This is a genomic window from Actinosynnema sp. NPDC020468, assembly GCF_040642015.1.
Lineage (GTDB): Bacteria > Actinomycetota > Actinomycetes > Mycobacteriales > Pseudonocardiaceae > Actinosynnema.
In genome coordinates this window covers 14096-39974 of the sequence record NZ_JBFAEO010000016.1, presented here as the reverse complement: position 1 = coordinate 39974, position 25879 = coordinate 14096, and the positions used below count along the sequence as shown (strand labels likewise).

14 protein-coding genes are annotated in these 25879 nt (G+C 73.6%); 8 read left to right on the top strand and 6 right to left on the bottom strand.

The features are described from left to right. Positions 1–65: 65 nt before the first annotated feature. Together pip and AB0G50_RS14065 are read right to left on the bottom strand one after the other, a co-directional pair. Entirely contained in the window at positions 66–989 is a 924-nt protein-coding gene (pip, locus tag AB0G50_RS14070) for a prolyl aminopeptidase (RefSeq protein WP_360107033.1), read from the bottom strand. Positions 990–1025: 36 nt separating this feature from the next. After that, entirely contained in the window at positions 1026–1607 is a 582-nt protein-coding gene (locus AB0G50_RS14065; protein WP_360107030.1) for an NAD(P)-binding domain-containing protein, read from the bottom strand. 87 nt (positions 1608–1694) lie between these two features. On the opposite strand from AB0G50_RS14065, the gene AB0G50_RS14060 reads away from it, so the two are divergent. After that, positions 1695–1997 carry a helix-turn-helix domain-containing protein gene (locus AB0G50_RS14060; protein ID WP_360107027.1) on the top strand — a complete coding sequence of 101 codons (303 nt, stop codon included), beginning with the start codon at positions 1695–1697 and terminating at the stop codon, positions 1995–1997. Between the two features lie 107 nt (positions 1998–2104). Here the strand turns inward: AB0G50_RS14060 and AB0G50_RS14055 are convergent, their stop codons facing one another. The 4 genes from AB0G50_RS14055 to AB0G50_RS14040 all read right to left on the bottom strand — a co-directional run bounded on the left by AB0G50_RS14055 (position 2105) and on the right by AB0G50_RS14040 (position 6957). After that, positions 2105–2308 (bottom strand): three-helix bundle dimerization domain-containing protein, encoded by a 204-nt coding sequence (locus tag AB0G50_RS14055; protein WP_360107024.1) that lies wholly within the window; start codon positions 2306–2308, stop codon positions 2105–2107. A 107-nt stretch (positions 2309–2415) separates the two neighbouring features. Then, positions 2416–3636 (bottom strand): MFS transporter, encoded by a 1221-nt coding sequence (locus AB0G50_RS14050; RefSeq protein ID WP_360107021.1) that lies wholly within the window; start codon positions 3634–3636, stop codon positions 2416–2418. A gap of 7 nt (positions 3637–3643) precedes the next feature. Next, positions 3644–6640, bottom strand: a complete 2997-nt coding sequence (locus AB0G50_RS14045; protein ID WP_360107018.1) for a hypothetical protein — start codon at positions 6638–6640, stop codon at positions 3644–3646. Beyond that, positions 6640–6957 carry a hypothetical protein gene (locus AB0G50_RS14040; RefSeq protein ID WP_360107016.1) on the bottom strand — a complete coding sequence of 106 codons (318 nt, stop codon included), beginning with the start codon at positions 6955–6957 and terminating at the stop codon, positions 6640–6642. Before AB0G50_RS14040 ends, AB0G50_RS14045 begins: the two co-directional genes overlap by 1 nt. A 76-nt stretch (positions 6958–7033) precedes the next feature. Here AB0G50_RS14040 and AB0G50_RS14035 point away from each other — a divergent pair, with 76 nt between their 5' ends. The 7 genes from AB0G50_RS14035 (at position 7034) to AB0G50_RS14005 (ending at position 25717) form a co-directional block, all read left to right on the top strand. Continuing rightward, positions 7034–8431 carry a carotenoid oxygenase family protein gene (locus tag AB0G50_RS14035; RefSeq protein ID WP_360107013.1) on the top strand — a complete coding sequence of 466 codons (1398 nt, stop codon included), beginning with the start codon at positions 7034–7036 and terminating at the stop codon, positions 8429–8431. 98 nt (positions 8432–8529) lie between these two features. Beyond that, on the top strand, positions 8530–9813 hold the full coding sequence (locus AB0G50_RS14030) for an FAD-dependent oxidoreductase (RefSeq protein WP_360107010.1): 1284 nt from the start codon (positions 8530–8532) through the stop codon (positions 9811–9813). A 17-nt stretch (positions 9814–9830) separates the two neighbouring features. Beyond that, positions 9831–10097 (top strand): acyl carrier protein, encoded by a 267-nt coding sequence (locus AB0G50_RS14025; RefSeq protein WP_360107007.1) that lies wholly within the window; start codon positions 9831–9833, stop codon positions 10095–10097. Further along, the gene (locus tag AB0G50_RS14020; protein WP_360107004.1) at positions 10078–10929 is read left to right on the top strand and encodes a thioesterase domain-containing protein; all 852 of its coding nucleotides are present in this window, start codon (positions 10078–10080) and stop codon (positions 10927–10929) included. Before AB0G50_RS14025 ends, AB0G50_RS14020 begins: the two co-directional genes overlap by 20 nt. Before the next feature lie 36 nt (positions 10930–10965). Next, a complete protein-coding gene (locus tag AB0G50_RS14015) occupies positions 10966–17325 on the top strand; it encodes an SDR family NAD(P)-dependent oxidoreductase (RefSeq protein ID WP_360107001.1) in 6360 nt (2119 codons plus the stop codon). Continuing rightward, entirely contained in the window at positions 17322–24155 is a 6834-nt protein-coding gene (locus AB0G50_RS14010) for a beta-ketoacyl synthase N-terminal-like domain-containing protein (protein ID WP_360106998.1), read from the top strand. Before AB0G50_RS14015 ends, AB0G50_RS14010 begins: the two co-directional genes overlap by 4 nt. Beyond that, positions 24152–25717, top strand: coding sequence for a PfaD family polyunsaturated fatty acid/polyketide biosynthesis protein (locus tag AB0G50_RS14005; RefSeq protein ID WP_360106995.1), 1566 nt, complete (start codon positions 24152–24154; stop codon positions 25715–25717). Before AB0G50_RS14010 ends, AB0G50_RS14005 begins: the two co-directional genes overlap by 4 nt. Positions 25718–25879: the final 162 nt, after the last annotated feature.

Genomic DNA, 25879 nt, shown 5'->3' with positions numbered 1-25879 from the left:
ACCGCTCCGACACCCCGTGCCCCCCTCCGGACGTCCGTAGGACCATCGTGGGGGCACGGCGGGCGTTACCGGAAGCGGTCGGTGGCGGCCACGCGTGCGTCCGACATCGCGGTGCTGCCGCCGTGCGCCGCGTCGTCGATCACGATCAGCTCGGCGTCCGGCCAGGCGTGCGCGAGCAGCCACGGGATGCCGACCAGGTTGCCCAGGTCCAGCGTGCCCTGCACGAGCACGCCCGGGATGCCGGCCAGCCGGTCGGCGCCGTCCAGCACCTCGTTCTCCGCCAGCCACGACCCGTGCGCCCAGTAGTGCGCGACCAGCCGGGCGAAGGCCAGCCGGTACTCCGGCGGGTCGAACCGGGGGTTGGCGGTCAGCGGCAGCATCGCGTCCTCCCAGCGGCACCACTCGTCCGCCGCCGGCTGGTGCACGGCCGGGTCCGGGTCGACCAGGCGCTCCAGGTAGGCCGCGGCCAGGTCGCCCTCCGGGTCGCCGACGTGGGCGCTGAACCGGGCCCACGCGTCCGGGAACATCGGGCCCAGCACGCGGGTCAGCAGGTCGGTCTCGGCCCGCCGCCCGGTCGCGACGCCCGCCTGCACCAGCTCGGTGACCCGCTCGGGGTGGCGCTGCGCGTAGACCAGGCTGAGCACCGTGCCCCAGGACGCGCCGAACACCAGCCACCGCTCGACGCCCAGGGTCGCCCGCAGCAGTTCGATGTCGGCGACCAGGTGGTCGGTGGTGTTGGCGGACAGGTCGACCACCGGCGTGCTCGCGTGCGGGGTGCTGCGGCCGCACCCCCGCTGGTCGAACAGCACGATCCGGTAGGCGTCCGGGTCGAAGTGGCGGCGCATGCCGGGCGAGCACCCGGAGCCGGGCCCGCCGTGCAGGACCAGGGCCGGCTTCCCGTCCGGGTTGCCGCACGTCTCCCAGTAGACGTGGTGCCCGTCGCCGACGTCGAGCAGTCCGTGGTCGTAGGGCTCGATCTCCGGGTACAACGCGACCTCCAGGCTAGATGCAACAGTGCTGTTATATCAGCCCGGGAACAGCGACCGCACGTCCTGGTCCTCCACCCACAGCTTGATGACGAACGCCGCCGCGGCCTCCAGCAGGGCCGCGCGGTCGAGGCCGCCCGCGAGCACCGGCGCGCACCCGGCGTCGCGCACCAGCCGGGCGACCACGTGCAGCGCCTCGGGGGAGTCGCCGCACAGCGGAACGCCCAGCGGCCGGCCCTGGAACACCGGCTCCGGGGTGCGCCACACGTCCACGTGGCACAGGTTGAACGCCTTCACCACGTCACCGCCGGAGCGGGCCAACCTCCGCGCCTGCTCCGGCTCGTCGAGCACGAACCCGGGCGCCACCGAGTTCGTGCAGTCCACGACGACCTTGCCGGTCGCGTCGCCCAGCACCTCGAGGGCGACGTCCGCGGGCACCGCCGTGAGCAGCACGTCGCCGAACGCGCGCGCCTCGTCCACGGTCCCGGCCCGCGCCCCGATCCGGTCCGCGAGGTCCCGCTGCCGCCCGCGCCCGCCGATCACCACCTCGTGCCCGGCCGCGACCCACTTGCCGCCCAACGCCTCGGCCATCCCGCCCGAGCCCAGCACACCGATCCGCACCTGTCGTCTCCGTTCGTGATTGGCTTCGCGGAGAACGCTAAAGAGGCGGACAGGCACCGATCGGTGCCCGCACGAGGGGGTACGAGCATGCGGTTCCTCGCCGACTGCCGGTCGAGGCTCGCCTTCGACCTGCTGGCCAACACCTGGAACCCGGTCGTGCTGTGGGCGCTCAAGGACGGCCCGCTGCGCCACGGCGAGTTGAGCAGGACCATCGGCGGCATCCGGCAGAAGGTGCTGACCGAGACGCTGCGCCGGCTCACCGGGTTCGGACTGGTCGAGCGCACCGACGCGCACTACCGCCTGACCGCGCTCGGCGAATCGCTGATCGGGCCCATCGCCGCGCTGGGCGCGTGGGCGTTCGAACACGGCGACGAGGTGCTGCTCGACTGATCGGGACAATACGCCCCGAATCACCGCGGTGATTCGGGGCGAGCGTCCTCCTCCGGGCGCTCCCGCCCGATTCGCGCAATTCGCCGGCGCGCCGCCCGGAGCCGGGGTCAGGCGGCCTCGCCGATCCGCCTGCGCACCGCCCGCTCGACCAGGATCGGCACGAACGCGGTGATCCGGGCCGCGGCGAGCCGGTTCGACTCCTCCCGTCGCCACTGCCGCACGGCGTCCGCGGGCACCTCCGGGAACTGCTCGACCAAGCGCTCGTCCAGCACCGCGAGGTGGTTGTCGAGGTCGACCTTGTGATCGTTCATCGCATTCTCCTCGCGCCGGTGGACAGGCACCGCAACGTTACCCGGAGAATGCGCGGAAATGAATGGCGGTGAAATCGATCGACCCTCGCGTGTCGGTTTTGCGCCGATCACCCCGAGTGCGATTCCGCGGACACTCCGAGTTCGCGCACCTCGCGCACGCACAGCACCGCCGCGACGGCCACCGCGCTCAACGCCGCCGCCGCGAGCACCACGTGCGCCGGCGCGAACCGCTCGGCCAGGAAACCCGCCGCGACCTGACCGAGCGGCAGCGCCGCGAACGAGCCGAACAGGTCGTAGGACACCACCCGGGACAGCACGTCCTCCGGCACGTTCTGCTGCAACGCGGTGTGCCACACGACGTCGAACACCCCGATGCCCACGCCGGTCGCGAACGCCATCGCGGCCAGCACGAGCGGCTGGGGCACCAGTGCCAGCAGGACCAGCAACGGCCCGTACGCGGTCAGCCCGAGCACCCCGACGAGCAGCGGGCGGCGCGGGTGGAACCGCATCGTCGCCGCCGCGCCGACGACCAGGCCGACCGTGGTCGAGGCGAGCACCGCGCCCCACCACCCGCGCCCGAACGAGCCGTCCGCGATCACCGGTCCGAGCGTGCTCCAGCCGCCCGAGTACATCGCGTTCGTGACCGTCGCGGCCGCCACCACCGCCCACAGCCACCGCCGCGACGCGAACTCGGTCCACCCGCCGCGCAGGCTCGCGAACAGCCCGCTGCTCACCCGGGCCGCCGCCGGCAGCCGGAGTCGGGCGAACAGCACCGCCGACACCGCGAACGTGGCCGCGTCCACCGCGATCGCCCAGCCGGAGCCGACGGTCGCGACCAGCAGGCCGCCGAGCGCCACCCCACCGATCCGGGTGCTGTTGTTCGCGAGCCCGAACAGCGCGTTCGCCTGTCGCAGCAACCCCTTCGGCACCAGTTGCGGCATCAACCCCTGCGTCGCGGGCAGGGTGAACGCGGCCGCCGCGCCGTTCACCGCCTCCAGCACCACCAGCCACCACACCGGCGGGCTCGTCGTCAGCAGCGCGCCCGCCGCCACCGCCTGCGACCCGGTCGCCAGCACGGCGGACCACACCAGCACCCGCCCGCGCGGCAACCGGTCCGCGACCGCGCCGCCGAACAGCAGGAACACCAGCGACGCCGCCGTCCGCGCGGCGAGCACCACCCCCAGGTCCAACGCCGACCCGGTCAGATCCAGCACCGCGAACGCCAACGCGATCGGCGCCACCCCGTTGCCCAGCACCGACACCAACCGCCCGGTCGCGAACACCCGGAACTCCCGGTGCCGCAACGGTTCCCACGTCCCTCGCCCCATGCCGGGACTATAGGCGGACGGGCCTGGAGCGATCACCCAGTTCGGTGGTCAACGCCGCGAGCGCCTCGACGGGCAGCGCGTCCACCGCGTCGACCCACCCGCCCGCGCGCAACGCCCGGCGGGTGTAGTGGGCGGTGAGGCGTGCGGGCGCGACGCGGGCCATCGCGGTCCACGTCTCGGCGTTGTGCGCCAAGTCCTCGGCCTCGTCGGTGAAACCGACGGTGACCAGGGCCGCGGCCACGGCCGGGCGGGCGGAGGGGACCTGGTGGGTCAAGAACGCGGCGTTGTTCAGATTGCCGGCGGCGATCAGCGCGGTCACGACGGCGGTCAGCGCCAAGCGGCGGTCCAGGCTGCTCTTGATCCCCGACGCCCGGTGCCGTGCCCGTCCGACGCGGTTCTCCGCCAAGTCGGCTTCCACCAGGTGGAGCATCGCCTCGCCCCCCGTCACGTAGTACTCGAACGACGACTCCCCGAACTCGTTCGCCAGCTCCTCGGCCCGTCGGATCAACCGCTCGGTCTGGGCTTCGTCGCCCGCCGCGCCCGCCACCACGCGCAGGACCCGGAACCGCAGCCAGTCCCGGGCCTCGTCGTCGAGCTGTGCCGCGGCGGCGTCGGCGGCTTCCAGCAACGGCGCGGCCCGGCGGGTTTCCCCTTGGGCGATCAGCGCTTTCGCGGCGATCAGGAGCGCCTCCCCGCGTCGGTGCGGATCGGGGATCCGGTCGGCCAGCTCCTCCGCCGGCCCGAAATCCCCTTGTGCCGCATGGCCTCCGGCGATCATCCCGGCGGCGCGGGCGGCCGGGAACGCGGCGGTGATCAACTCGGCGACCCGGGTCGCCCGGGTCAGGTCGCCCGCCTCGACGGCCGCCGCGACCACGTCCGCCAACCGCGTCGACCGCTCGTGGCGCTTGCCTGCCAGCGCGAACCGCTCGGCCACGTCCAGGTCGGGTGCGCCGACGACGAGGTCGTCCAGCAGCCACGACCGGTTCATCGGTTCGCTCACCCGCCGGAGTGCGGAGAGCGCCCGTTCCGGGTCGTGGCGCGCGATCGCCACCAACGCCCGGCGCACGGCGGTTCGCGGGTACTGGGCGGGAGTTGTGCCGACCACCTCGGACAGCCAGGCCACCGCCCGGTCCACGTCGCCGAGTTCGGCCCAGCGCGCGGCGAGCGCCGCCGCCTGGTCGTCGGCCGGCCGGTGCGCCATCGGCCGGGTCGTGCGGTCGAGCGCCTCGGCGGCGGTGCGGTCGCGGTCGCCGGCGGCCACGGCCGCCCGTGCCGCGGTGGTCGCCTGCTCGGACGTCGGAGCTTCCGCCGCGGCCTCCCGGGCCAGGGCCAGCGCTCGCGTCCGGTCACCGCTCGCCGACCGCGCGAACGAGATCCAGGCCAGCGAGACGGACGGTGTCCACGACGCCACCATGTGTCGGGCGGTGTCCTCCGCCTCGTCCAGCCGGCCCTCGTCCACCAGACCTCGGATCACCGCTCCCAGCGACCCGTTCCACGTGGGCCGGGACATCCGGACCGCCAGCGGTTCGGTCAGGTTGCCGTCCGAGTCCACAGTGGACAGTTCGAGTTGCGCGCGGAGCGCCGGGCTCACGTGGTCGGTCAGCTCGGCCAAGGCTCCGTCGCCGGACTTCCGCAGCACGCGCGCGAGTTCGCCCACCGCCGCGGTCCGCCGATCCGGGTCGGTGATGCCCAGTGCCAGCGACACCGCGCGCCGCACCTCGCCCAGCTCGGCCCACAGCGCGGGCAACTCGAGCGGGACGGCGATGTTGCGCTGCACCAGCTCGTCCCGGTGCACGGCCAGCCGGGCCAGGTCGGGCAGGTCCTCGGCCGCCGTCATGATCGCGGCGAGTTCGGTCAGGGCGGCGGTGTCCGAGCCGGTCAGCTCGAGCAGGCGCTCCTGCCGGGTCCGGTGGGTGGCCAGGGCGACGAGTCGGGGCAGGTCGCCGGACGCGAGCAGCACCCGGGCGTAGCCGTCCAGCAGGTACTCGGGCGTGTCCGCCGGCCAGTCGCGGTACCGGTCGGCCCAGGTGTGCAACCGGTCCCGGTACGCGTCGAGTGCCTTGCGCCCCAACAGGTTCTCGGTCAGCACGTGCAGCCCGTCGTGGGCCAGGGCGTAGTGGGAGGCCGAAGGGTGCCACCGGCTGACGCGGGCGGTGAAGGTACGGCCCCGGGACGCGGTCAGGTGGGCGCGCACCCGCCACGGCGGCTCGTCGGTCAGCTCGGCCAGGTTCTCCGCCGTCAACCCGCCGCGCGCCACCACGATCGTGCCGAGCAGGTCGCGTTCCAGGTCGCTGCCGCCGAGCAGCCGCTTGACCTCGTTCTCCGACACGACCTGGCGCAACCCGGCGTGCCGCGACCCGGCCAGGTCGCGCGCCACCGACGGGTCGCGCAACGGGTGGTCGGCCGGCACGTCGTCCGGCAGCGGCGGGTGGGGGCGCGAGGTGACCAGCACGTGCAGGTCGAGCGGACGGGCGGGCAGCAGGGCGGCGATGCTGGTCGGGTCCGCGCCGGCCGGCACGCCGAGGTCCTCGTCCAGGCCGTCGACCAGCAGCACCAACCGTTCCCCGCGCGCCGAGCACACGTGGGCCGCCTCCTCCAGCAGCGCCCACAGGTGGCCGGTGCGGGTGGCCTCGGCCAGCACGGGAGTGCTCCGGCCCAGCAGCTCGGCCAGTTGCTCGATCACCACGTCCAGGAACGCGGTCCGGGTGCCCTGCGCGGCGTCGCGGCCGTTGACGAAGAACGGGACCACCCGCACACCCTCGGGCGGCTGCCGGGCGAACCACGCGACCAGCCCCGTCTTGCCGGCCCACGCGGGCGCGCGGTAGCAGCGGTAGCCGGGCGGCCCGGCGCAGAACGCGGCCAGCTCGGCGAGTTCGGCGTCCCGGTCCCGCAGCACGTCCGGGCACAGCGTCGCGACCAGGCGGTGGTACTCGGAGCGCGCCGGGGTGTCCGACCAGACGTTGTACTGGGTGTTGTGGTCGCCGTGCTGGACGCCCCGCTCCATCAGAAGGTGTTGTGCTGGGTGTTGTGGTCGCCCACCTGGAGGCCCTTCGCGTCGTGGACGACCACGCCCGGCCGGTCGGCCAGGAACGACGCCAGCACCGCGCGGGCCAGCGCGACCAGGTGCGCGTCGACCTCGCCCAGCGCGGCCGCGAGGTGGTCCCGGCGGGGACCGGGCTGGAGGTTCCCGGTGTTCAGCACCCGCAGGGACCGCTCGTCGGAGAGCCGGGCGGCCACGGCCGCGCGCAACGCCTCGTAGCGCCCTCCGCCGGTGCCCGCGCCCGCCGCCAGGCCGGCCAGCACCACGTCGAGATCGGTCATCGGACGAACGTAGCGGAGGGGACTTGACCAGCGTCTCGAAACGTTGTTATATAACACTGTTTTCAGGAGGTGGGTCATGGACGCGGGTTTCCGCACGCTCGACGCCGAGATCGCGGTGGACGACCTCGCCGTGCGCGGCGAGGTGCCGCGCTGGCTCGCGGGGTCGCTGGTGCGCAACGGCCCGGCCCGGTTCGAGGCCGGGACCAGGTCGTTCCGGCACTGGTTCGACGGCCTCGCGATGCTGCACCGGTTCGGCTTCGCCGACGGCGCGGTGTCCTACCGCAACCGGTTCCTGGAGACGCCGAGCTACCGGTCCGTGCGCGACACCGGGAAGATCGCGTTCGGCGAGTTCGCCACCGACCCGTGCCGGTCGATCTTCGGCCGGTTCTTCACCCGCCCGAAGATCACCCCGAACGCCAACGTCAACGTGCTGGCGGCGGGTGACGAGAGCTGGGCGATCACCGAGACGCCGCTGGCGGTCGAGTTCGACCCGCGGACGCTCGCCACCGTCGGCCTGGTCGACTACCGGGACTCGGTGCCCGGCGAGGTCACCACGGCGCACCCGCACCGGGCGCCGCTGACCGGCGACCTGGTCAACTACGTGCTGAAGTTCGGGCCGCGCAGCGTGTACCGGCTCTACCGGCAGCGCCCCGGCTCGCGCACCCGCGAGGTGCTCGCGGAGCTGGCCACCGACAAACCCGGCTACCTGCACAGCTTCGCGATCACCGAGCGGCACGTGGTGCTGGTGATCTTCCCGCTGGTGGTCAACCCGCTGTCGTTCCTGGTGCGGGGCAAGCCGTTCATCGAGAACTACCGGTGGCGGCCCGACCGCGGCACCCGGTTCGTGGTGTTCGACCTCGAGGACGGCTCGGTGGTCGCCGACGCGCGCACCGACGCGTTCTTCGCCTTCCACCACATCAACGCCTACGACGCCGAGGGTCGGGTGGTGGTGGACATCAGCGCCTACCCGGACGCCGGCGTGGTCGACGCGCTGTACCTGGACCGGGTGCGCGGCGACGCGGAGCTGCCGCTGCCGTTCCCGGTCCGCTACGAGGTCGACCTGGCGGGCGGCGGCGTGCGGGAGCGGCGGCTCGCGGAGGAGGCCTTCGAGCTGCCGCGGATCTCCTACCTGCCGCACAACGGTCGCGACTACCGGTACGCCTACGGTGTCGGCGCGCACCGCAACGGCCGGGACGACTTCTTCAACCAGCTCGTCAAGCTGGACGTCCGCAGTGGACGGACGCGGATGTGGCACGAGCCGGGCAGCTACCCGGGCGAGCCGGTGTTCGTCGCCGCGCCGGACGCCCGCGCGGAGGACGACGGCGTGGTGCTCTCGGTGGTGCTCGACGCGGCGGCCGGCCGGTCCGGTCTGCTCGTGCTGGACGCCTCCACGTTCGCCGAGTTGGCCCGCGCGGACGTTCCGCACGCGATCCCGTTCGGTTTTCACGGCCAGTTCACCGCACGGCAACCCTGACCATTCGAGACAAGAAAATTCCACGTCCTTGTATCCATCCGCGAACCGCCTGCCTCTGTAGGTCGATCCGAATTCCGACCCAGCCGGGGAGGCAACTCGTGCGACCACGAGTCGCGGTCGTCGGCGCCGGTGTCGCGGGCATTTCCGCCGCTTACCACCTGCGCCGCGAGGCGAGCGTCACACTGTTCGAAGCCGATACCAGAGCGGGCGGTCACGCGCACACCGTGGAAGTGCAGGACAGCGGTCGCACGCTGGGCCTGGACACCGCGTTCATCGTGTTCAACGAACCGCACTACCCGAGGTTGACTCAATTTTTCGCCGATCTCGGGGTGGCCACTCAGCCGCACCCGGGAAAGTTCAGCTTCTTCGACCTGGACGAGTCGACCGCGTACGTCTCGGACGATTTCGACCACACCGAGGAGGAGGTGCGCGCGAAGTACCCGGAGGCGTTCTTCGGGTTGTGGCGGGAAGCCACCCGGTTCCTCGCCGAGTCGCCGCGCGACTTCGTCCGCAAGCGCACCGACGTGCCGCTGGGCGAGTACCTGGAGCGCAACGGCTACAGCGAGTCGTTCCGCCGCGGGTTCATCGTGCTGATCGCCACGGCGGCCTGGTCGGTGCCCGCCGACCGGGTGTGGGAGATGCCCGCGAGCACGATCATCGCGTTCTTCTTCGCGCACGGCGGCGAGGGCCTCGGCGGTCGCACGGTGCCGTGGCGCACCGTCACCGGCGGGTCGATCAGCTACGTCCGCGCGGCCCTGAAGGAGATCGAAGCCGCAGGTGGGGACGTGTTGCTCAACACGCCCGTCGACTCCGTGCGGCAGCACGAGGACGGCGTGGAGATCCGCACGGCGGCCGGGCCGCGGGAGTTCGACCAGGTGGTGCTCGCCACCCACGCGGACGACTCGCTGCGGCTGCTCGTCAACCCGACGCCGCGCCAGCGGCTGCTGGAGGCGATCTCCTACAGCCCCACCCGGGCCACCCTGCACACCGACGCGGCCGTGCAGCCGACGCCGCGCGACACGTGGCGCAGCTGGAACTACGGCCGGTCCGGCGAGGCGACCTGGGTGAACTACTACCTGAACGACCTCCAGGAGTTCACCGCGGATCGGGACTACTTCCTGACCCTCGACAGCGGTGTCCCGATCGCGCCGGAGAAGGTCGTCGCGGACCTCTCCTACCGGCACCCGGTGTTCACCACGCAGGCCCGCCGGTTGCAATCCGACATCTACTCGATCAACGCCGGCCCGACCCGGGTCAAGTTCGCCGGCTCCTACTTCCACTCCCGGAAGATGGGGCCGGACATCCTCGGCATGCACGAATCCGGCTTCGATTCCGGAATGGCCGCCGCGGAAGCCGTCCTCGCCTCGTCCGACCACCGCTGACCACCAGGGGGAGAAACATGTCCGAACTCACCGTTGACTCCGTCCAGGAATGGCTGGTCGGCAAAATCGCGCACCGCCTCGGGGTGCCCGCGGACCAGGTCCGCACCGACCAGTACTTCGACGAGTTCGACCTCGACTCGACCGAGGCGCTGGTGCTCTCCGGCGAACTCGAGAACTGGCTCGGATTCGAGCTGGAAACCACCGCGCTGTGGTACCACCCGACCATCGCGGACCTGGCCCGCCACATCGTTTCGGAGCGGGCCGGTGACGGCGCCGCGGTCTAGCCTGGTCCGGGAGTTCCCGCCCGGAGGCCCGCACCCGGTGGTGCTGGTGCACCCCGGCGCCGTGCGCGCCGCCGACTACGCCGACCTCGCCGAGGCGGTGCGCCCCGGCGCGTCGCTGACCGTGGTCGACCTGGAACAGGTGCCCGAGTACTTCCAGGCCGCCCTCACCGGCGGCACGGCGGACACGTCCATCGACGCGCTCGCGGACCGGGTGGTCGAGGTGCTGCGCGGTCGGGACCTGCCCGACCGCTGGACCCTCGCCGGCTGGTCGTTCGGCGGCGTCGTGGCGCACGCGGCCGTCTCCCGGCTCGAACCCGGCGAACGGCCGGAAACGCTGGTGCTGCTGGACAGCATCGCGCCGGTGCCCGAGTACACCGCGGGAGAGGAGGACCTGGCCTCCGGGCTGGTCCTCGACTGGTTCGCGATGTACCTGGCGGCCAAGCGCGGCCGGCCGGTGGACGTGCCGCCGTTCACCGGCGCGGACCTGGACGCGGGGCTCGCGCTCGTGCTGGCGGCGGGGCTGGAGTCGGGCGCGCTGCTGCCCGGCACCGGCCCGCCCGGCCTGCGCAAGGTGTTCTCCGCCTACGCGGACGGCTTGCGCCGCAACAACTCCCTGTCCAGGGCGCACCGACCGACGCCGGTGCACGTGCCGACCTGGCTGGTCCGGCCCGAACGCGGGCTGCTGGCCACACCGGACCCGCTCGGGTGGTCGGCGCTGACCACCAGGCTGGTCGTCGCGCCGTGCCCGGGCGACCACTACTCGATGCTCCGCGACCCCGCCGCCCTCGCGGTGCTGGCCGGCGTGACGAGCCCACCCGCTTTCTCCCGCTGACACCGCCGCTGCCCCCACAGCATGGAGACCTCCGCGATGAACCAGCACACCCCCCTCGGCGACACACCGATCGCCGTCGTGGGTCTCGGCGCGCTCTACCCGCGCTCCGGAGACCTGCGCGAGTTCTGGGGCAACGTAGTCGACGCCCGGGACTGCATCGAGGACGTTCCGGCCACGCACTGGAACGTGGACGACTACTACGACCCGGACCCGAGCGCTCCGGACAAGACCTACGCCAAGCGCGGCGGGTTCATCCCGACCGTGCCGTTCAACCCGCTCGAGTTCGGCCTGCCGCCCACCTCCCTGGAGGTGACCGACGTTCTCCAGCTGCTCAGCCTCGTGGTGGCCAAGCAGACCCTCGCCGACGCGGGCGCCGTCGGCAGCACGTGGTACGACCCGTCGCGCACCGGCGTGGTGCTCGGCATCACCGGCGCGAACTCGCTGACCCAGCCGCTGGCCACCCGGTTGCAGACGCCGGTGCTCAAGGAGGTCGTGCGCAGCGTCGGGTTGTCCGACCGGGACGCCGACGAGATCGCGGCCAAGTTCGTGAAGGCGTTCGCGCCGTGGGAGGAGAACTCGTTCCCCGGCATGCTCGGCAACGTCGTCGCCGGCCGCATCGCCAACCGGTTCGACCTCGGCGGCACGAACTGCACCGTGGACGCGGCGTGCGCCTCCTCGTTGGCCGCGCTGCACATGGCCGCGTCCGAGCTGGTCTCCGGGCGCGCCGACCTGATGATCACCGGCGGGTGCGACGCCGAGAACACGATCCTGATGTACCTGTGCTTCTCCAAAACCCCGGCGCTGTCCAAGAGCGGCCAGATCCGGCCCTTCGACGAAACCTCCGACGGCACGCTGATCGGCGAGGGCGTCGGCATGCTGGCGCTCAAGCGGCTGGCCGACGCCGAGCGCGACGGCGACCGGATCTACTCGGTGCTGCGCGGCATCGGCAGCTCCAGCGACGGCCGGTTCAAGTCGATCTACGCGCCCCGGCGCGAGGGCCAGGTCGTGGCGCTGCACCGGGCGTACGCGGACGCGGGCGTCGGTCCGGAGTCGGTGGGCCTGGTCGAGTGCCACGGCACCGGCACGGCGCTGGGCGACCTGACCGAGCTGACCGCGTTGCGCGACGTGTACGCGGGCGCCTCGGACGAGAAGCAGTTCGCCGCCGTGGGCAGCGTGAAGTCCCAGATCGGGCACACCAAGGCGGCGGCGGGCGCGGCGGCGCTGATCAAGGTGTCGTTGGCGCTGCACAACAAGGTGCTGCCGCCCACGATCAACGTGACGGCGCCGCGCGAGGCGGTGGACTTCCCGAACTCGCCGTTCTACGTCAACACCCGGTCCACGCCGTGGTTGCTGGAGCCGCGCCGCGACCGGCGGCGGGCGGCGGTGTCGTCGTTCGGCTTCGGCGGCACCAACTTCCACTGCGTGCTGGAGGAGCACGACCCGCGCCCGGCGGACCTGCTGGTGACGCACCGGACGGCCACCGCGCACCTGTGGCACGCGCCGGACGCGGCGGGCCTGGTGGCCGCGCTGGAGAGCACGCCGTCGGGTTCGTGGGACGCGGTGCCCGCCGCGCACGCGCGGTTGGCGATCGTGGCGACCTCCGACGAGGAACTGGCCGTGCTGCGGGCGGACGCGGCACGCCGGTTGACCGCGAAGCCGGACCTCGCGGAGTTCGAGCTGCCCGGTGGCGCGTACTACCGGCGGTCGGCGGCGTCGACGGGTCGGGTGGCCGCGCTGTTCGCCGGTCAGGGCAGCCAGTACGTCGGGATGGGCGCGGGCGCGGCGCTGGCGCTGCCGCCGGTGCGCGAGGCGTTCGACGCGGCGTCGCTGCGCTCGGACCCGGCCGACCCGCTGGGCCGCGTGGTGTTCCCGCCGCCGGCGTTCGGCGCGGACGTGGCGGCGCGGCAGGAGGAGTCGTTGCGGCGCACCGACTACGCGCAGCCGGCCATCGGCGCGCTGTCGGCGGGCCAGTTCCGCTACCTGACCGGGTTGGGCTTCCGCGCCGACGGCGTGCTGGGGCACAGCTTCGGCGAGCTGACCGCGCTGTGGGCGGCCGGTTCGCTGACCGAGGACGAGTTCCACACCCTGGCCGCCGCGCGCGGTCGGGCGATGGCGCTGCTGCCCGAGGGCGCCGCCGACCGCGGCTCGATGGCGGCGGTCAAGTCCGATGTGGACGATCTGGCCGCGTTGCTGGCCGCGCACCCGGACGTGCTGGTGTGCAACCTGAACGGGCCGCAGCAGACCGTGGTCGGCGGTGGCACGCCGGAGGTCGCGGCGTTCGTCGCGGCGGCTCGGGAGGCCGGGCTGGACGCGCGGGTGCTGCCGGTGGCGGCGGCGTTCCACACCCCGTTCGTGGCGCACGCGGTGGAGGACTTCCGGGCCGCGGTGGCGGCCGTGGAGGTGCGCGAGCCGGTGGCCGAGGTGTACGCGAACACCGAGGGCGCGGAGTACGGCCCCGACGTGGCGGCCAACCGCGCCGTGCTGGTGGACCAGCTGGCCCGGCCGGTGGCCTTCGCGGCCCGCGTCCGCCAGATGTACGACGCCGGCTACCGGGTGTTCGTGGAGTTCGGCCCGCGCTCGGTGCTGACCGGCCTGGTGCGACGCGTCCTCGGTGACGCGGCCGACGTGGTGGTGCTGTCCGCCGACGCCGGCCCCGCCAAGGACGGCGACCGCTCGATCAAGCAGTTGACCGCGAGGCTCGCGGTGCTCGGCATCACCCTGACCAACCCCGACCGGCACACCGCGCCCATCGCGGAGGCCGAGGAGACCAAGGGAATGAGGGTCGCGTTGACCGGTGTGAACCACGTGCCCGAGGAGCGGCGACGCGCCTACCGGGACGCCCTGGAGAACGGCTACCGCATCCCGACCACGCCGGTGCCCGCGCACGGCGCGGCGAACGGCGACCACGCCAACGGCAACGGCCACGCCCCGCAGCCGGTCGCGAACGGCAACGGCAACGGTTCGGCCGCGGCCCAGAACGGCAACGGCCACGCGCCGCAGCCGACCGCGAACGGCAACGGCCACGGCGTGCCGCAGCCGACCCAGCACGGCAACGGGTCGGCCGTGCCGCAGCCCGTCGCCCACTCCTCGTCCCCTCAGCCCGGTAACGGAGCCGTTGTGCCGCAGCAGGTTCCGCCCGCCGCCCCGCTTCCCGCCGGCGCCGGCGTCGCCTGGGAGCACCTCGCCCTGCACCGCGACTACCTGGACAGCCAGCTGCGCGTGGCCGAGCGGCTCTCGGGCGTGCTGGAGCACGAAACCCGCCAGGGCAGCCTGACCGACCTCGCGGTCGCGGGCATCCACTCGGTCACCGAGCACAGCATCGCCATCGGCCGCAGCCACATCCACGCGAGCGACGTCCTGCTGGGCTTCGCGCACCTGGAGGCGGGCGTCCCGACCTACGCGCCCTCCGAGCGGCTGACCCGCGAGCCGGCCCGCTACGAACTCGCCCGGCCCGCCACCCCGCAGGCCCTGACCGCCGCGCCGCCGCTCGTGCCGGACACCCGGTCGCTGCCGACCCCCGAGGTCGCCGCGCCCGCCGCGCCGCTCGCACCCCAGCCCGCGCCGCCCGTCGCGCCGCCCGTGGCACCGGCACCGGTCGCACCGCCCACCCCACCACCCGCCGCGCCCACCCCACCCGCCGCCGACGTGAAAACCGTGCTGCTGTCGGTCATCGAGCAGAAGACCGGCTACCCGGCCGACATGCTCGACGTCTCCATGGACGTGGAGGCTGACCTGGGCATCGACTCGATCAAGCGGGTCGAGATCATGGGCGAGCTGCGCGATCGCTTCCCCGGCAGCGAGTCCGCGTCACCGGAACGCCTCGGTGAGCTGCGCACGCTGCACGACATCATCGAGTTCGTCGGCGGTACTCCCGCACCGGCCGAGACGCCGGCTCAAGCTCCGGCCGCGCCCGCCGCGCCGTCCACCTCGGACGTGAAGTCGGTGCTGCTGGCGGTGATCGAGCAGAAGACCGGCTACCCGGCCGACATGCTCGACCTGTCCATGGACGTGGAGGCGGACCTGGGCATCGACTCGATCAAGCGGGTCGAGATCATGGGCGAGCTGCGGGACCGGTTCCCCGGCAGCGAGTCCGCGTCACCGGAACGGCTCGGCGAGTTGCGGACGTTGCAGGACATCGTCGGCTTCGTCGGCGGCGAGGGGGCCGATCTCCCAAAAGCTGACGGCGCGCCCGGCATCGGCCGGATGCAGGCGCGCCTGACCACGCTGCCCGCCGTCGACCAGGTCCTGGACGTCTACGGGACGCGGCCGGTCGCGCTGCTCTCCGGCGCCCGGACGTCGTTGGCCGACCGGATCGACACCGCGCTGACCGGGGCCGGGTGGCAGGTCGCCCGCGAGCACGCCGAGCCCGACCTGGTGCTGCACGTGCTTCCGGAGCACCCGGCGGGCTGGTCCGAGGGCACCGCCGCGCTGTCCGAGGCGCTCCTGGTGGCGGGCGCGACCCAGCAGGCGCTCGAACGCCGGCCGCACCGCGCCGGTTTCGTCACCGTCACCCGGGTCGACGGGCTGCTCGGACTGTCCGGTGTGGACAGTGCGAGGGCGCTGCCCGCCGGGGTGTCCGGGCTGGTCAACACCCTCGCCGTGGAGGCGCCCGCGCTGTTCGCCCGCACGGTCGACCTCGACCCGGCGCTGTCCGACGACCGCGCCGCCGCCGCGCTGCTGGCCGAACTGCACGACCTCGACGCCACCCGCACCCAGGTGGGCGTCGACGCGACCGGCACCCGACGCGGCCTCACCCTCGGCGACCAGCCGGAACCGCTGCTGCCCCAGGGATCCCCGATCGCCGAGCCCGGCACCGGGGACCTGCTCGTGGTCACCGGCGGCGCGCGCGGCGTCACGGCGGCGTGCGCGATCGGCCTGGCCCGGCGCTACCGCGCGAACCTCCTGCTGCTCGGCCGCACCGCGCGCCAGGAGGAGCCGGCGCACCTGCGCGGCGTGCCGGAGGAGGGGTTGCGCGCGGCGATCGTCGCGCACGCCCGTGCGCGGGGCGCGAAGCCGCTGCCGAGGGACGTGGAGAAGGTCTTCCGCGCCACCGTCGCGCAGCGCGAGGTCGACCGCACGCTCAACGCGGTGGCGGACACCGGCGCGCGGGTCGACTACCTGGCCGTCGACGTCACCGATCCCGCCGCCGTGCGGGACGTGCTCGCCCCGTACCGGGACCGGGTCACCGGTGTCGTGCACGGCGCGGGTGTGCTCGCCGACCAGTTGATCACCGACAAGCGCGCCGAGGACGTCGCGGCGGTGCTCGCCACCAAGCTGCACGGCCTGAAGTCGGTGCTGGACGCGCTCGACCACGACCGGCTGCGGCACGTGCTGCTGTTCTCGTCGGTCGCGGGCTTCTTCGGCAACCGGGGCCAGTCCGACTACGCGATGGCCAACGAGGCCCTGAACCGGGTCGCGGCGAGCCTGCGCGGCCGACTGCCCGACAGCCGCGTCACCTCCGTGGTGTGGGGCGCGTGGGCGGGCGGCATGGTCACGCCCGAGTTGGAGCGCATGTTCGCCGAACGCGGTGTCACGCTGATCCCGCTCCAGGCGGGCGTGGACTTCTTCACCGAGCAGTTCACCACCGCCCGGTCGGCGGACGTGGTCACCGTGATCGGCCCGGACACCCCGTTGACCGCGCGGGAGACCACGCCGGTCTCGACCGGCACGGTCCGCCGGGCGCTCCCGTCGGCCGACGACCCGGTGCTGCGGGACCACGCCCTCGGCGGGGTGCCCGTGCTGCCGGCGACGGCGGCGATCGGCGCGCTCCTGCGCGACCGGGTGCTGACCGACTTCGCCGTGCTCAAGGGCGTGGTGCTGGACGGGACCCGGCAGGTGCTGGACTTCGTGGCCGGCCCCGACCACGTGCTGGTGCGCGACGAGGGCGGCCGACCGCGCTACCGCGGCACGCCGACCGCCGACGTGCCGACGCCCGCGACCCTGCGGGACGTCTCCGGGCAGGCGCAGGCGTACGACCCGTACGCCGAGGGCGTGCTGTTCCACGGACCGGGCCTGCGCGGCATCACCGGCATCGTGTCCGAAGTGGACGGACGGTTGGTGTTGCGCGCCACCCTCCCCGACGCCGAGATCGGCGACGGGGCGTGGCGGCGCGGCGACTACAGCCCGGTGCTCGCCGACCTGCTGCTCCAGGCGGCACTGGTGCGGGAGCACCGGACCACCGGTCGGCACAGCCTGCCGACGGCGGTCGGCTCGGTGCGGGTGCACGCGCCGCTGCCGGACGGCACGCCGTTCGCGATCGTCGTGGAACCCGAGCCGGACGCCCGGGTCACGGTCACCGCGTGCGCGCCGGACGGCCGCGTGCTGCTCCGGTTCGGCGGTGTCGAGGTCGTGCCGAGCGCGGCGCTGGCGGCGAAGTTCGGACAGGGGGAGCGGTGAGCGAGCCCGTCGCGATCGTCGGGGTGGCGTGCCTGCTGCCCGGCGCGCACTCGCCCGAGGAGTTCTGGTCCGGTCTGCTCGAAGGCGCGGACCACCGCGTCGACGGCGGCCCGGAGGTGTTCGGCACGGACCCGTCCGTGCCCGGCGGCTGGGGCGACGACCGGCACCGGGTCACCGCGACCCGGGGCGGGTTCGTCACCGAGCCCGAGATCGACCTGACCGGGTTGCGGCTGCCCGCCGAGGAGTTGCACGGCCTCGGCAAGGTGGTCCGCTGGCCGCTGCACGTGGTCCGCCGCGCGCTGGCCGACGCGGGCCTGGCCGAGGACGACCTCGGCCGCACCGGCCTGGTGCTGGGCAACTACTCGTTCCCGACCGAGCAGTCGGTGCGGCTGTGCGTGCCGCTGATCCGGGAGGCGGTGTCGGAAGGCCTGCGCCAGGCCGGACTCCCGCTGCCGGCCGCCGTGCCGACCGCGGGGCCGGACCCGCGCTCGCTGTGGCCCTCCGGTGCTCCCGCGACGGTGGTCGCCGACGCGCTGGGCATCGGCGGCCCGCGGCTCGCGCTGGACGCGGCGTGCTCGTCGACCCTGTACGCGCTGGCGCTGGCCCGCGACTACCTGGGCACGGGCGCGGCGGACGTGGTGCTCGCGGGCGCGGTGTGCGCGCCGGACCCGCTGCTGATGCACCTGTCGTTCTCGGACCTGAACGCGTTCCCGCGCAACGGCGTCAGCACGCCGTTCCACCGCGACAGCAGCGGCATCGTGACCGGTCAGGGCGCGGGCGTGCTGGTGCTCAAGCGGCTGTCCGACGCCGAGCGCGACGGCGACCGGATCCGGGCCGTGATCCGGTCGGTGGGCCTGGGCAACGACGGCGCGGGCGCGCACCTGCTCAGCCCGAACGTGCGCGGCCAGGTCGACGCCTACCGCCGCGCGTACGCCGAGGTCGACGTGTCCACTGTGGACTACCTCGAGTGCCACGCCACCGGCACCCCGCTCGGCGACTCGGTGGAACTGCGCGGCATCACCGAGTTCTTCGGCGACCGGGTGCCCCTGCTGGGCTCGGTGAAGGGCAACGTGGGCCACCTGCTGACGGTGGCGGGCTTCACCAGCGTCCTGAAGGTCCTGCTGGCCATGGAACACGGGGTCATCCCGCCGACCCCGGGCGTCACCGACCCGATTCGCCCCCAGGGTGGTGAGTCGGCCGCCGACCGCATCGTCCGCGCGGTCCGCTCCTGGCCGTCCGACGGCGTCCGCACCGCGGGCGTCTCGGCCTTCGGCTTCGGCGGCACGAACGCCCACGTCGTGCTGTCGACCCCGACCGACCCACCGCACACCCCGGGCACGCCGAGCGCGACCGGGCCGGGTGGGGCGACCTCGGACGGGGTTCCGCTCGGTGGCGCGGTGTCGGCCGTGGAGCGGGCCAACGGCACGCCGCAGCGGGTGACCCCACCCCGGCTCGCCGTGCGCGGCCTGGGTGTGCGGTTGGGCCCGGTGCGCGACGCGGCCGAGTGGGGTCGCGTCGTGCGGTCCGGCACGCCGCGGCTGGTCGAACGACCCGCCGACCGCTGGTACGGGCTCGAACCCGGCGTCGCCACCCCCGACCAGGCAGGCTACGTGGACCGGGTCGAGGTGGACGTGCGGACCTACCGCATCCCGCCCGCCGAACTCGGTGACGCGAACCCCCAGCACCTGCTGCTGTTCGAGGCCGCCGAGCAGGCGCTCACCGAGGCCGGGTACCCCGCGCCCGACCCCGCCACCCGGGCCGAGCAGTTGCCGCCCACCCGGGTCGCCGTCGTCATCGCCATGGAGATGGACGCCCGTGCGCACAGCCACCGCGCGCGGTTCGACATCGGGGTGCACGTGCGGGACGAGGTGCGGCGGGCCGGGGTGACCCTGCGACCCGACGAACTCGACCGGCTGGAGGCCGCCGTCCGGGACGCCGTGCACGACCCGATCGGCGCCAACGAGGTGCTCAGCTTCATCGGCAACGTGATGGCCAGTCGGATCTCCTCCTCACGCAACCTCACCGGACCGTCGTTCACGCTCTCCACCGACGGCACCGGCGGCGCGCGGGCACTGGAGGTCGCCCGGCTGCTGCTGCTCGACCCGACCATCGACGCCGTCCTGGTCGGCGGGGTGGAACTGGCCGCCGGCGCGGAGAACACGCTCGCCTCCGCGCGCACCGCCGACGGCGCCGCCGAGGTGCTGGGCGACGGCGCGGTCGCGATCGTGCTCACCCGGCCGAGCACCGACGACGAGGTCACGCTCGACGCGATCTCCTTCGACAGCAGGGCGAAGCACCACGTCGACCACGTGCAGGTGGCAGGCCCGGTCGACCTGGCCGGGCTCGCCGAGCACTACGACGGCGGCGTGCTGTCCGCCGTCGTGCCGCTCGTCGGCGACACCCGGCACGCGGGCGTCCTCGCGGGCGTGGCCGCCGTCGTGCAGTCGTTGCGGCACGCCGACCTGCCGCCCGCGCCCGAGGCGCTCCGCGACGCCGTCCGGAACACCGGGGGCCTGAACGGTTTCGTGCTGCTCGACCAGCCGCGGCCGTGGGTCCGCGAACACCGGACCGACCGCCGCACCGCCGCCGTCCACGCCGGCACCTCCAGCGTGCGGCTCTCGGCGGGCGCGGTCTGGGGTGACGTGGACTGGGCGCACGGACCCGGTGTGCTCATCCTGCCGCTGCACGGCGACACCCCGGCCGACCTCGCCGCCGAGGCCCGCGCGTGCCTGGACGAACTGACGGGCGACGGCCTGGCGCTGGTGCGGGACCGGGTGACCCGACCACGAAAGGCCCGTACGGCCGTGCTCGTCGCGGCCGACGTCGAGGGTCTGCGCAAGGAGTTGACCCTCGCGGCCCGCGACCTGCCGACGAAGCAGGGCGACTGGTCCACCCCGGCGGGCAGCTTCTGCGCCGCCGAACCGGTCGGCGCGGGCAAGGTCGCGTTCGTCTACCCCGGCGCGTTCACCACCTACCCGGGCGCGGGACGCGACCTGTTCCGGCTGTTCCCCGGGCTGCTGCGGGACTTCGAGGCCGAGGCGGACCGGCCGCGCGACCGGTTCAAGCTCGACGCGCTGCACCCGACGGCGCCGCTCGGCCTGAACCGCACCGAGCTGATGCGGCACGAGTCCGCGCTGGTCGAGGACATCCCGGTGATGCTCGCGGCCGGCACGAACCTCGCCGTGCTGCACACCAGGGCGGTCCGGGACGTGCTCGGCATCCGCCCCGACGGCGGCTTCGGCTACAGCCTCGGCGAGTCCAGCATGCTGTTCGCGCTGGACGTCTGGTCGGCGGCGGCCCGCGACGACGCGGCGCTGGCGGCGACACCGCTGTTCCGCGACGAGTTGCGCGGTCCGAAGAACCTCGTCCGCAGGCTCTGGGGGCTTGCGGACGAGGAGAAGGTCTGGGCCACGCACGTGGTGCTCGCGCCGGCCGACGAGGTCCGCGCGGCGCTGACCGACCGGGTGTACCTGACGCACGTCAACACGCCCGGGGAGGTGGTGATCGCGGGCGCCCCGGACGCGGTCAAGGCGGTCGTCGAGCGGCTCGGCGCGAAATCCGCCAAGGCTCCGGCGAACCACGTCATGCACTGCTCCATTGTGGATGGTGAGCTGGACGCGTTGGCGGCGTTGAACGACTACCCGCTGGGCTCGCCGGCCGCCGGCCTCGAGCTGTTGTCCGCGTACGACTACGACACCGCGGCCACCGCCGACCGCGCGGAGATCGGCCGGCGGATCGCGCGCACCCTGTGCACCACGATCGACTTCGCCCGCCTCGCCACGACCGCGCACGACCGCGGTTTCCGCTACTTCGTGGAGGTCGGGCCGGGTGCCACCTGCACCCGGTGGATCGGCGAGACGCTGCGCGGCCGACCGCACGTCGCGGTGTCGCTCGACCGGCGTGGCGCGAGCACCGCGACCGCGTTCGCCGCCGCGCTCGCGCGGCTCGTCAGCCACGGCGCGGACGCCAGGCTCGACGTGCTGTTCGGCGTGGAAACCCCGGTGCCGCCGCGGTTCCGGCACTCGGTCGCGGTCGGCGGCGAGTCGGTCGTCCGGCGCGCGGCCCGCGCCGCGGCGCCCTTCGTCGCGGCCAGGACGGTCGTTCCGGTGAGCAGAGAGGACCTGGACGTGATCACCGTGCACGGCGAGCCGTTCGTGTACCTGCCGGTGCCGCTGCCGCAGCGCGAGCCGCAGGCCGCGCCGGAGCCGGCGCCGGTGGCGGTGTGGCCGGCCCGCGAGGCGCCGGTCGCCACCCTCGCGCGCACTCCGTTGCGCGCCTTGGGTTCCACCGTCGCCCAGGCCCACCGACACGCGTTGCGCCTGCACGACGCGCTGTTGGACCAGGCACTGCGCGCGTTGGAAACCGGTGGCACCCCGCCACCGCCGACCGGGCCGATCCCGGTGCCGACGCCCGCGCCGCGCGACCCGAACGCGGTGTGGGACGAGGCGGACCTGCTGGAGTTCGCGCAGGGGAAGGTGGCGAACGTCTTCGGCCCCGAGTTCGCGGTGGTCGACACCTACCCGGTGCGGGTGCGCCTGCCCGAGCCGCCGTACCTGTTCGTCAGCCGGGTCACCGACATCAAGGCCCGCACCGGCGTGTTCGAGCCCAGCACCATCACCACCGAGTACGACATCCCGGCCGACGCCTGGTACCTGGTCGACGGGCTCGCGCCGTGCGCGGTGACCATCGAGGCGGGCCAGTGCGACCTGCTGCTGGTGGCGTACCTGGGCATCGACTTCCGCAACGAGGGCCGCCGCGCCTACCGGCTGCTCGACTCGAAGCTGGTGTTCCACGGCGGTCTGCCGCGCGCCGGGCAAACCCTGCGCTACGATATCCGCATCGACCGGTTCGTCTGGAACGGCGACACGCTGCTGTTCTTCTTCAACTACAAGTGCTACGCCGACGGCGAGCTGATCCTCGAGCTGCTGGACGCGTGCGCCGGGTTCTTCAGCCCGGCGGAGCTGGACGACTCGCTCGGCGTCGTCACCACCGAGGCCGACCGCAGGCGGCGGGCCGCGATGACCCGCGCCTGGTTCACCCCGCTGGAGCGCACCGACCGGACCTCGTTGTCCCGCACCGATCTGGAGCTGCTCGCCGCCGGCCGACCGGGCGAGGTCTTCGGGCCGCGCTGGGACCAGACCGCGGACGGCTCCAACCGGTCGCTGCGGCTGCCCGGCGAGATGCTCCGGATGGTGGACGAGATCACCGCGATCGACCGGCTCGGCGGCCCGCGCGGGCTGGGCGAGCTGACCGCCGTCAAGCACCTCGACCCCGACGGCTGGTACTTCCGCTGCCACTTCACCGGCGACCCGGTGCTGGCCGGCTCGCTGGTCGCGGAGGGCGGCGTGCAGCTGCTCCAGGTGTACGCGATGTACCTGGGCCTGCACCTGGTGCTGCCGGACGCGGAGTTCCAGTCCGTGCCCGGGTTGCACACCGAGGTCAAGGTGCGCGGCCAGATCACGCCGTCGACGCCGGACATCCGGTACCACGTGGAGATCACCGACGTCACCCTGCTGCCGCGCCCGACCGTGATCGCGGACATCGTGGTGTACGACGGCGACAAGCCCATCATCTCCATGCGTGACTTCGGCATCCGGGTCAGCGAGAAGCCCGGCACCCCGTACCGGCCGGGAACCGGTGGCGTGCCGCCGTTCCTGGGTCGGCGCAACCACCGGGGCGAGGTCGCGTTCATCAACGAGCTGCACCTGTCGCACGCGGCCAAGGGCGACCTGGCCACCGCGATGGGCCCGGAGTTCGAGATCTACGCGAACCGCCGCGCGCCCTACATCCCCAACGGCGACTTCCGGTTCGTGGACCGGATCATGCGCCTGGACGGCACCCGCGGCGTGCTCAAGCCCGGCGCGCGGATGGAGACCGAGTACGACTGCCCGCCCGAGGCGTGGTACTTCCACGAGAACTCGGTGCCGCAGCCGGTGAACGCGATCCTGATGGAGTCCTCGCTCCAGGCCGCGATCCTGCTCGGCTACTACCTCGGCGCGACGCTCGCGAGCCCCGACGAGGAGCTGAGCATCCGCAACCTGGACGGGCAGGCCACCTACACCAAGGAGATCGACCTGCGCGGCCGCACCGTCCGGCACCGGTCGGAGATGCTGTCCAGCCAGGCGGTCCCGGGCGCGACGCTCCAGAAGTTCCGCTACGAGCTGTCCGCCGACGACGAGGTGTTCTACGTCGGTGAGTCGCTGTTCGGCTACTTCAGCGCCGAGGCGTTGGCCAACCAGGTCGGCCTGGACGGCGGCAAGCTCACCCGCACCTGGCTCGAGGAGTCCGGTGTGGACGGTCGCACGCTGCCGGTGCGCACCGACGACCGGTGGTTCCGCGGCTCGCTTCGGCTCTCCGACGGGCACACCAGGCTGGTCGACTCGGTGGACCTGGTGGTCGACGGCGGCGTGCACGGCAAGGGTTACGCGCGCGGCACCCGCAAGATCGACCACGACGACTGGTACTTCTTCTGCCACTTCCACCGCGACCCGGTCATGCCCGGCTCGCTGGGGGTGGAGGCGGTGATCCAGGCGTTGCAGGTGTTCGCGATCGAGGCCGGGTTGGGCGACGGGTTCGCCCAACCCGCGTTCGGCCTGCCGCGCGGCGTGGAGATGGGCTGGAAGTACCGCGGCCAGGTGTTGCGCACCGACGCCGAGATGGCGTTCGAGCTGCACGTCAAGGACGTCCGGCGGGAGGGCGGCCGGGTGGTCGTCGTCGCCGACGCCTCGGTGTGGCGGCACACCACCGGCGAGGGGCCGGGCCTGCGGATCTACGAGCTGACCGATGTCGCCGTGCAGCTGGGCGAATCCGAGTGGGAGGACGCGCGATGACCGCCACGATCGGCGCCACCTCGGTGGTGCGCACCGACGCCGAGGGCGTCTACGAGACGCTGACCAGGCTCGCCGAGCCGTGCTACGTGGTGCGCGGCGACCAGGGTGTCGGCGTCACCGCGGTGCGGCCGGCCGACGACTCGATCGTGGTCGCCGCGGTCGGGCCGCTGACCCCGGAGTCGTTGGGCTCACCGGAGTTCCGCGCCCACCACGGGGTCCGGCACGCCTACCTGGCCGGCGCGATGGCGGGCGGGATCGCCTCCGAGGACCTGGTGATCGCGTTGGCGCGGGCCGGTTTCCTGGCCTCGTTCGGCGCGGCCGGCCTGCTGCCGGAACGCGTCGAGGCGGCGCTTCGGCGGTTCCGGCAGGAGATCCCGGGGTTGCCCTTCGCGGTGAACCTGATCCACAGCCCGAGCGAGGAGGCGCTGGAGCGGGCCGCGGTGGACCTGTTCCTCGCGCACGGCGTGCGGTGCGTGGAGGCCTCGGCGTTCATGGACCTGACCCCGCACATCGTGCGGTACCGGCTCGCCGGCCTGGCCAGGGGACCGCACGGCGTGCAGGCGCACAACCGGGTCATCGCGAAGGTGTCCCGGGTCGAGGTGGCGGACCGCTTCCTGCGGCCCGCGCCCGAGGCGATCGTCCGGCAGCTGCTGGCGGACGGCCTGATCACCGCCGAGCAGGCCGAACTGGGCCGGCACGTGCCGCTGGCCGACGACATCACCGCCGAGGCCGACTCGGGCGGCCACACCGACCGCCGTCCGCTGACGGTGTTGTTCCCGTCGATCGTGCGGCAGCGCGACGTGGTGCGGCACGAACTCGGCTACACCGTGCGGGTCGGCGCGGCCGGTGGCATCGGCACCCCGCACGCGGCCGCCGCCGCGTTCGCGATGGGCGCGGACTACGTGGTGACCGGCTCGGTCAACCAGGCGTGCCTGGAGTCGGGCACCTCGGAGACCGCGCGGTCGTTGCTGGCCACGGCCGGCGCGGCGGACTGCGAGATGGCGCCGGCGGCGGACATGTTCGAGCTGGGCGTGGAGTTGCAGGTGCTGAAGAAGGGCACGCTGTTCCCGATGCGCGCCAAGCGCCTCTACGAGCTGTACCGGACCTACGACGGCCTGGAGTCGTTGCCGGCGGCGGAGAAGGAGCGGCTGGAAACCCAGATCCTGCGCCGCCCGGTCGCCGAGGTGTGGGACGAGGTCGTGGGCTACTTCACCCGCCGCGACCCGGACCAGCTGCGCCGCGCGGCCGACGACCCGAAGCGCCGGATGGCCCTGGTGTTCCGCTGGTACCTGGGCATGGCCTCGCGCTGGGCGTCGGTGGGCGACCCGGAGAGGACCGCGGACTTCCAGGTGTGGTGCGGCCCGGCGATGGGCGCGTTCAACGAGTGGGTCCGCGGCTCCTACCTGGCCGCGCCCGCGAACCGCCGGGTGGCCGACGTGGCGGCGAACCTGCTGGCCGGCGCGGCGTTCACGAGCCGGGTGCAGGCGTTGGCGGCCAACGGGGTCCGGTTGCCGGCGGTGTGCGGCGACTACCGGCCGGTGCCTTCGGCGGTGGGGTCGTGACGACCGTCGCGCGGAACCTCCGGGTCTCGGGGGTGTGGGCCGGCGCGGCGTTCGCGGGCCGGGTTCGGGCGACCGGTGGTGTCCGCCTGCCGGTACCGCCCACTGCCTGCGGCGTCGCGTGGAACCGCCGGGTGGCGAACCGGCCGGCTGCCCTCACCAGCC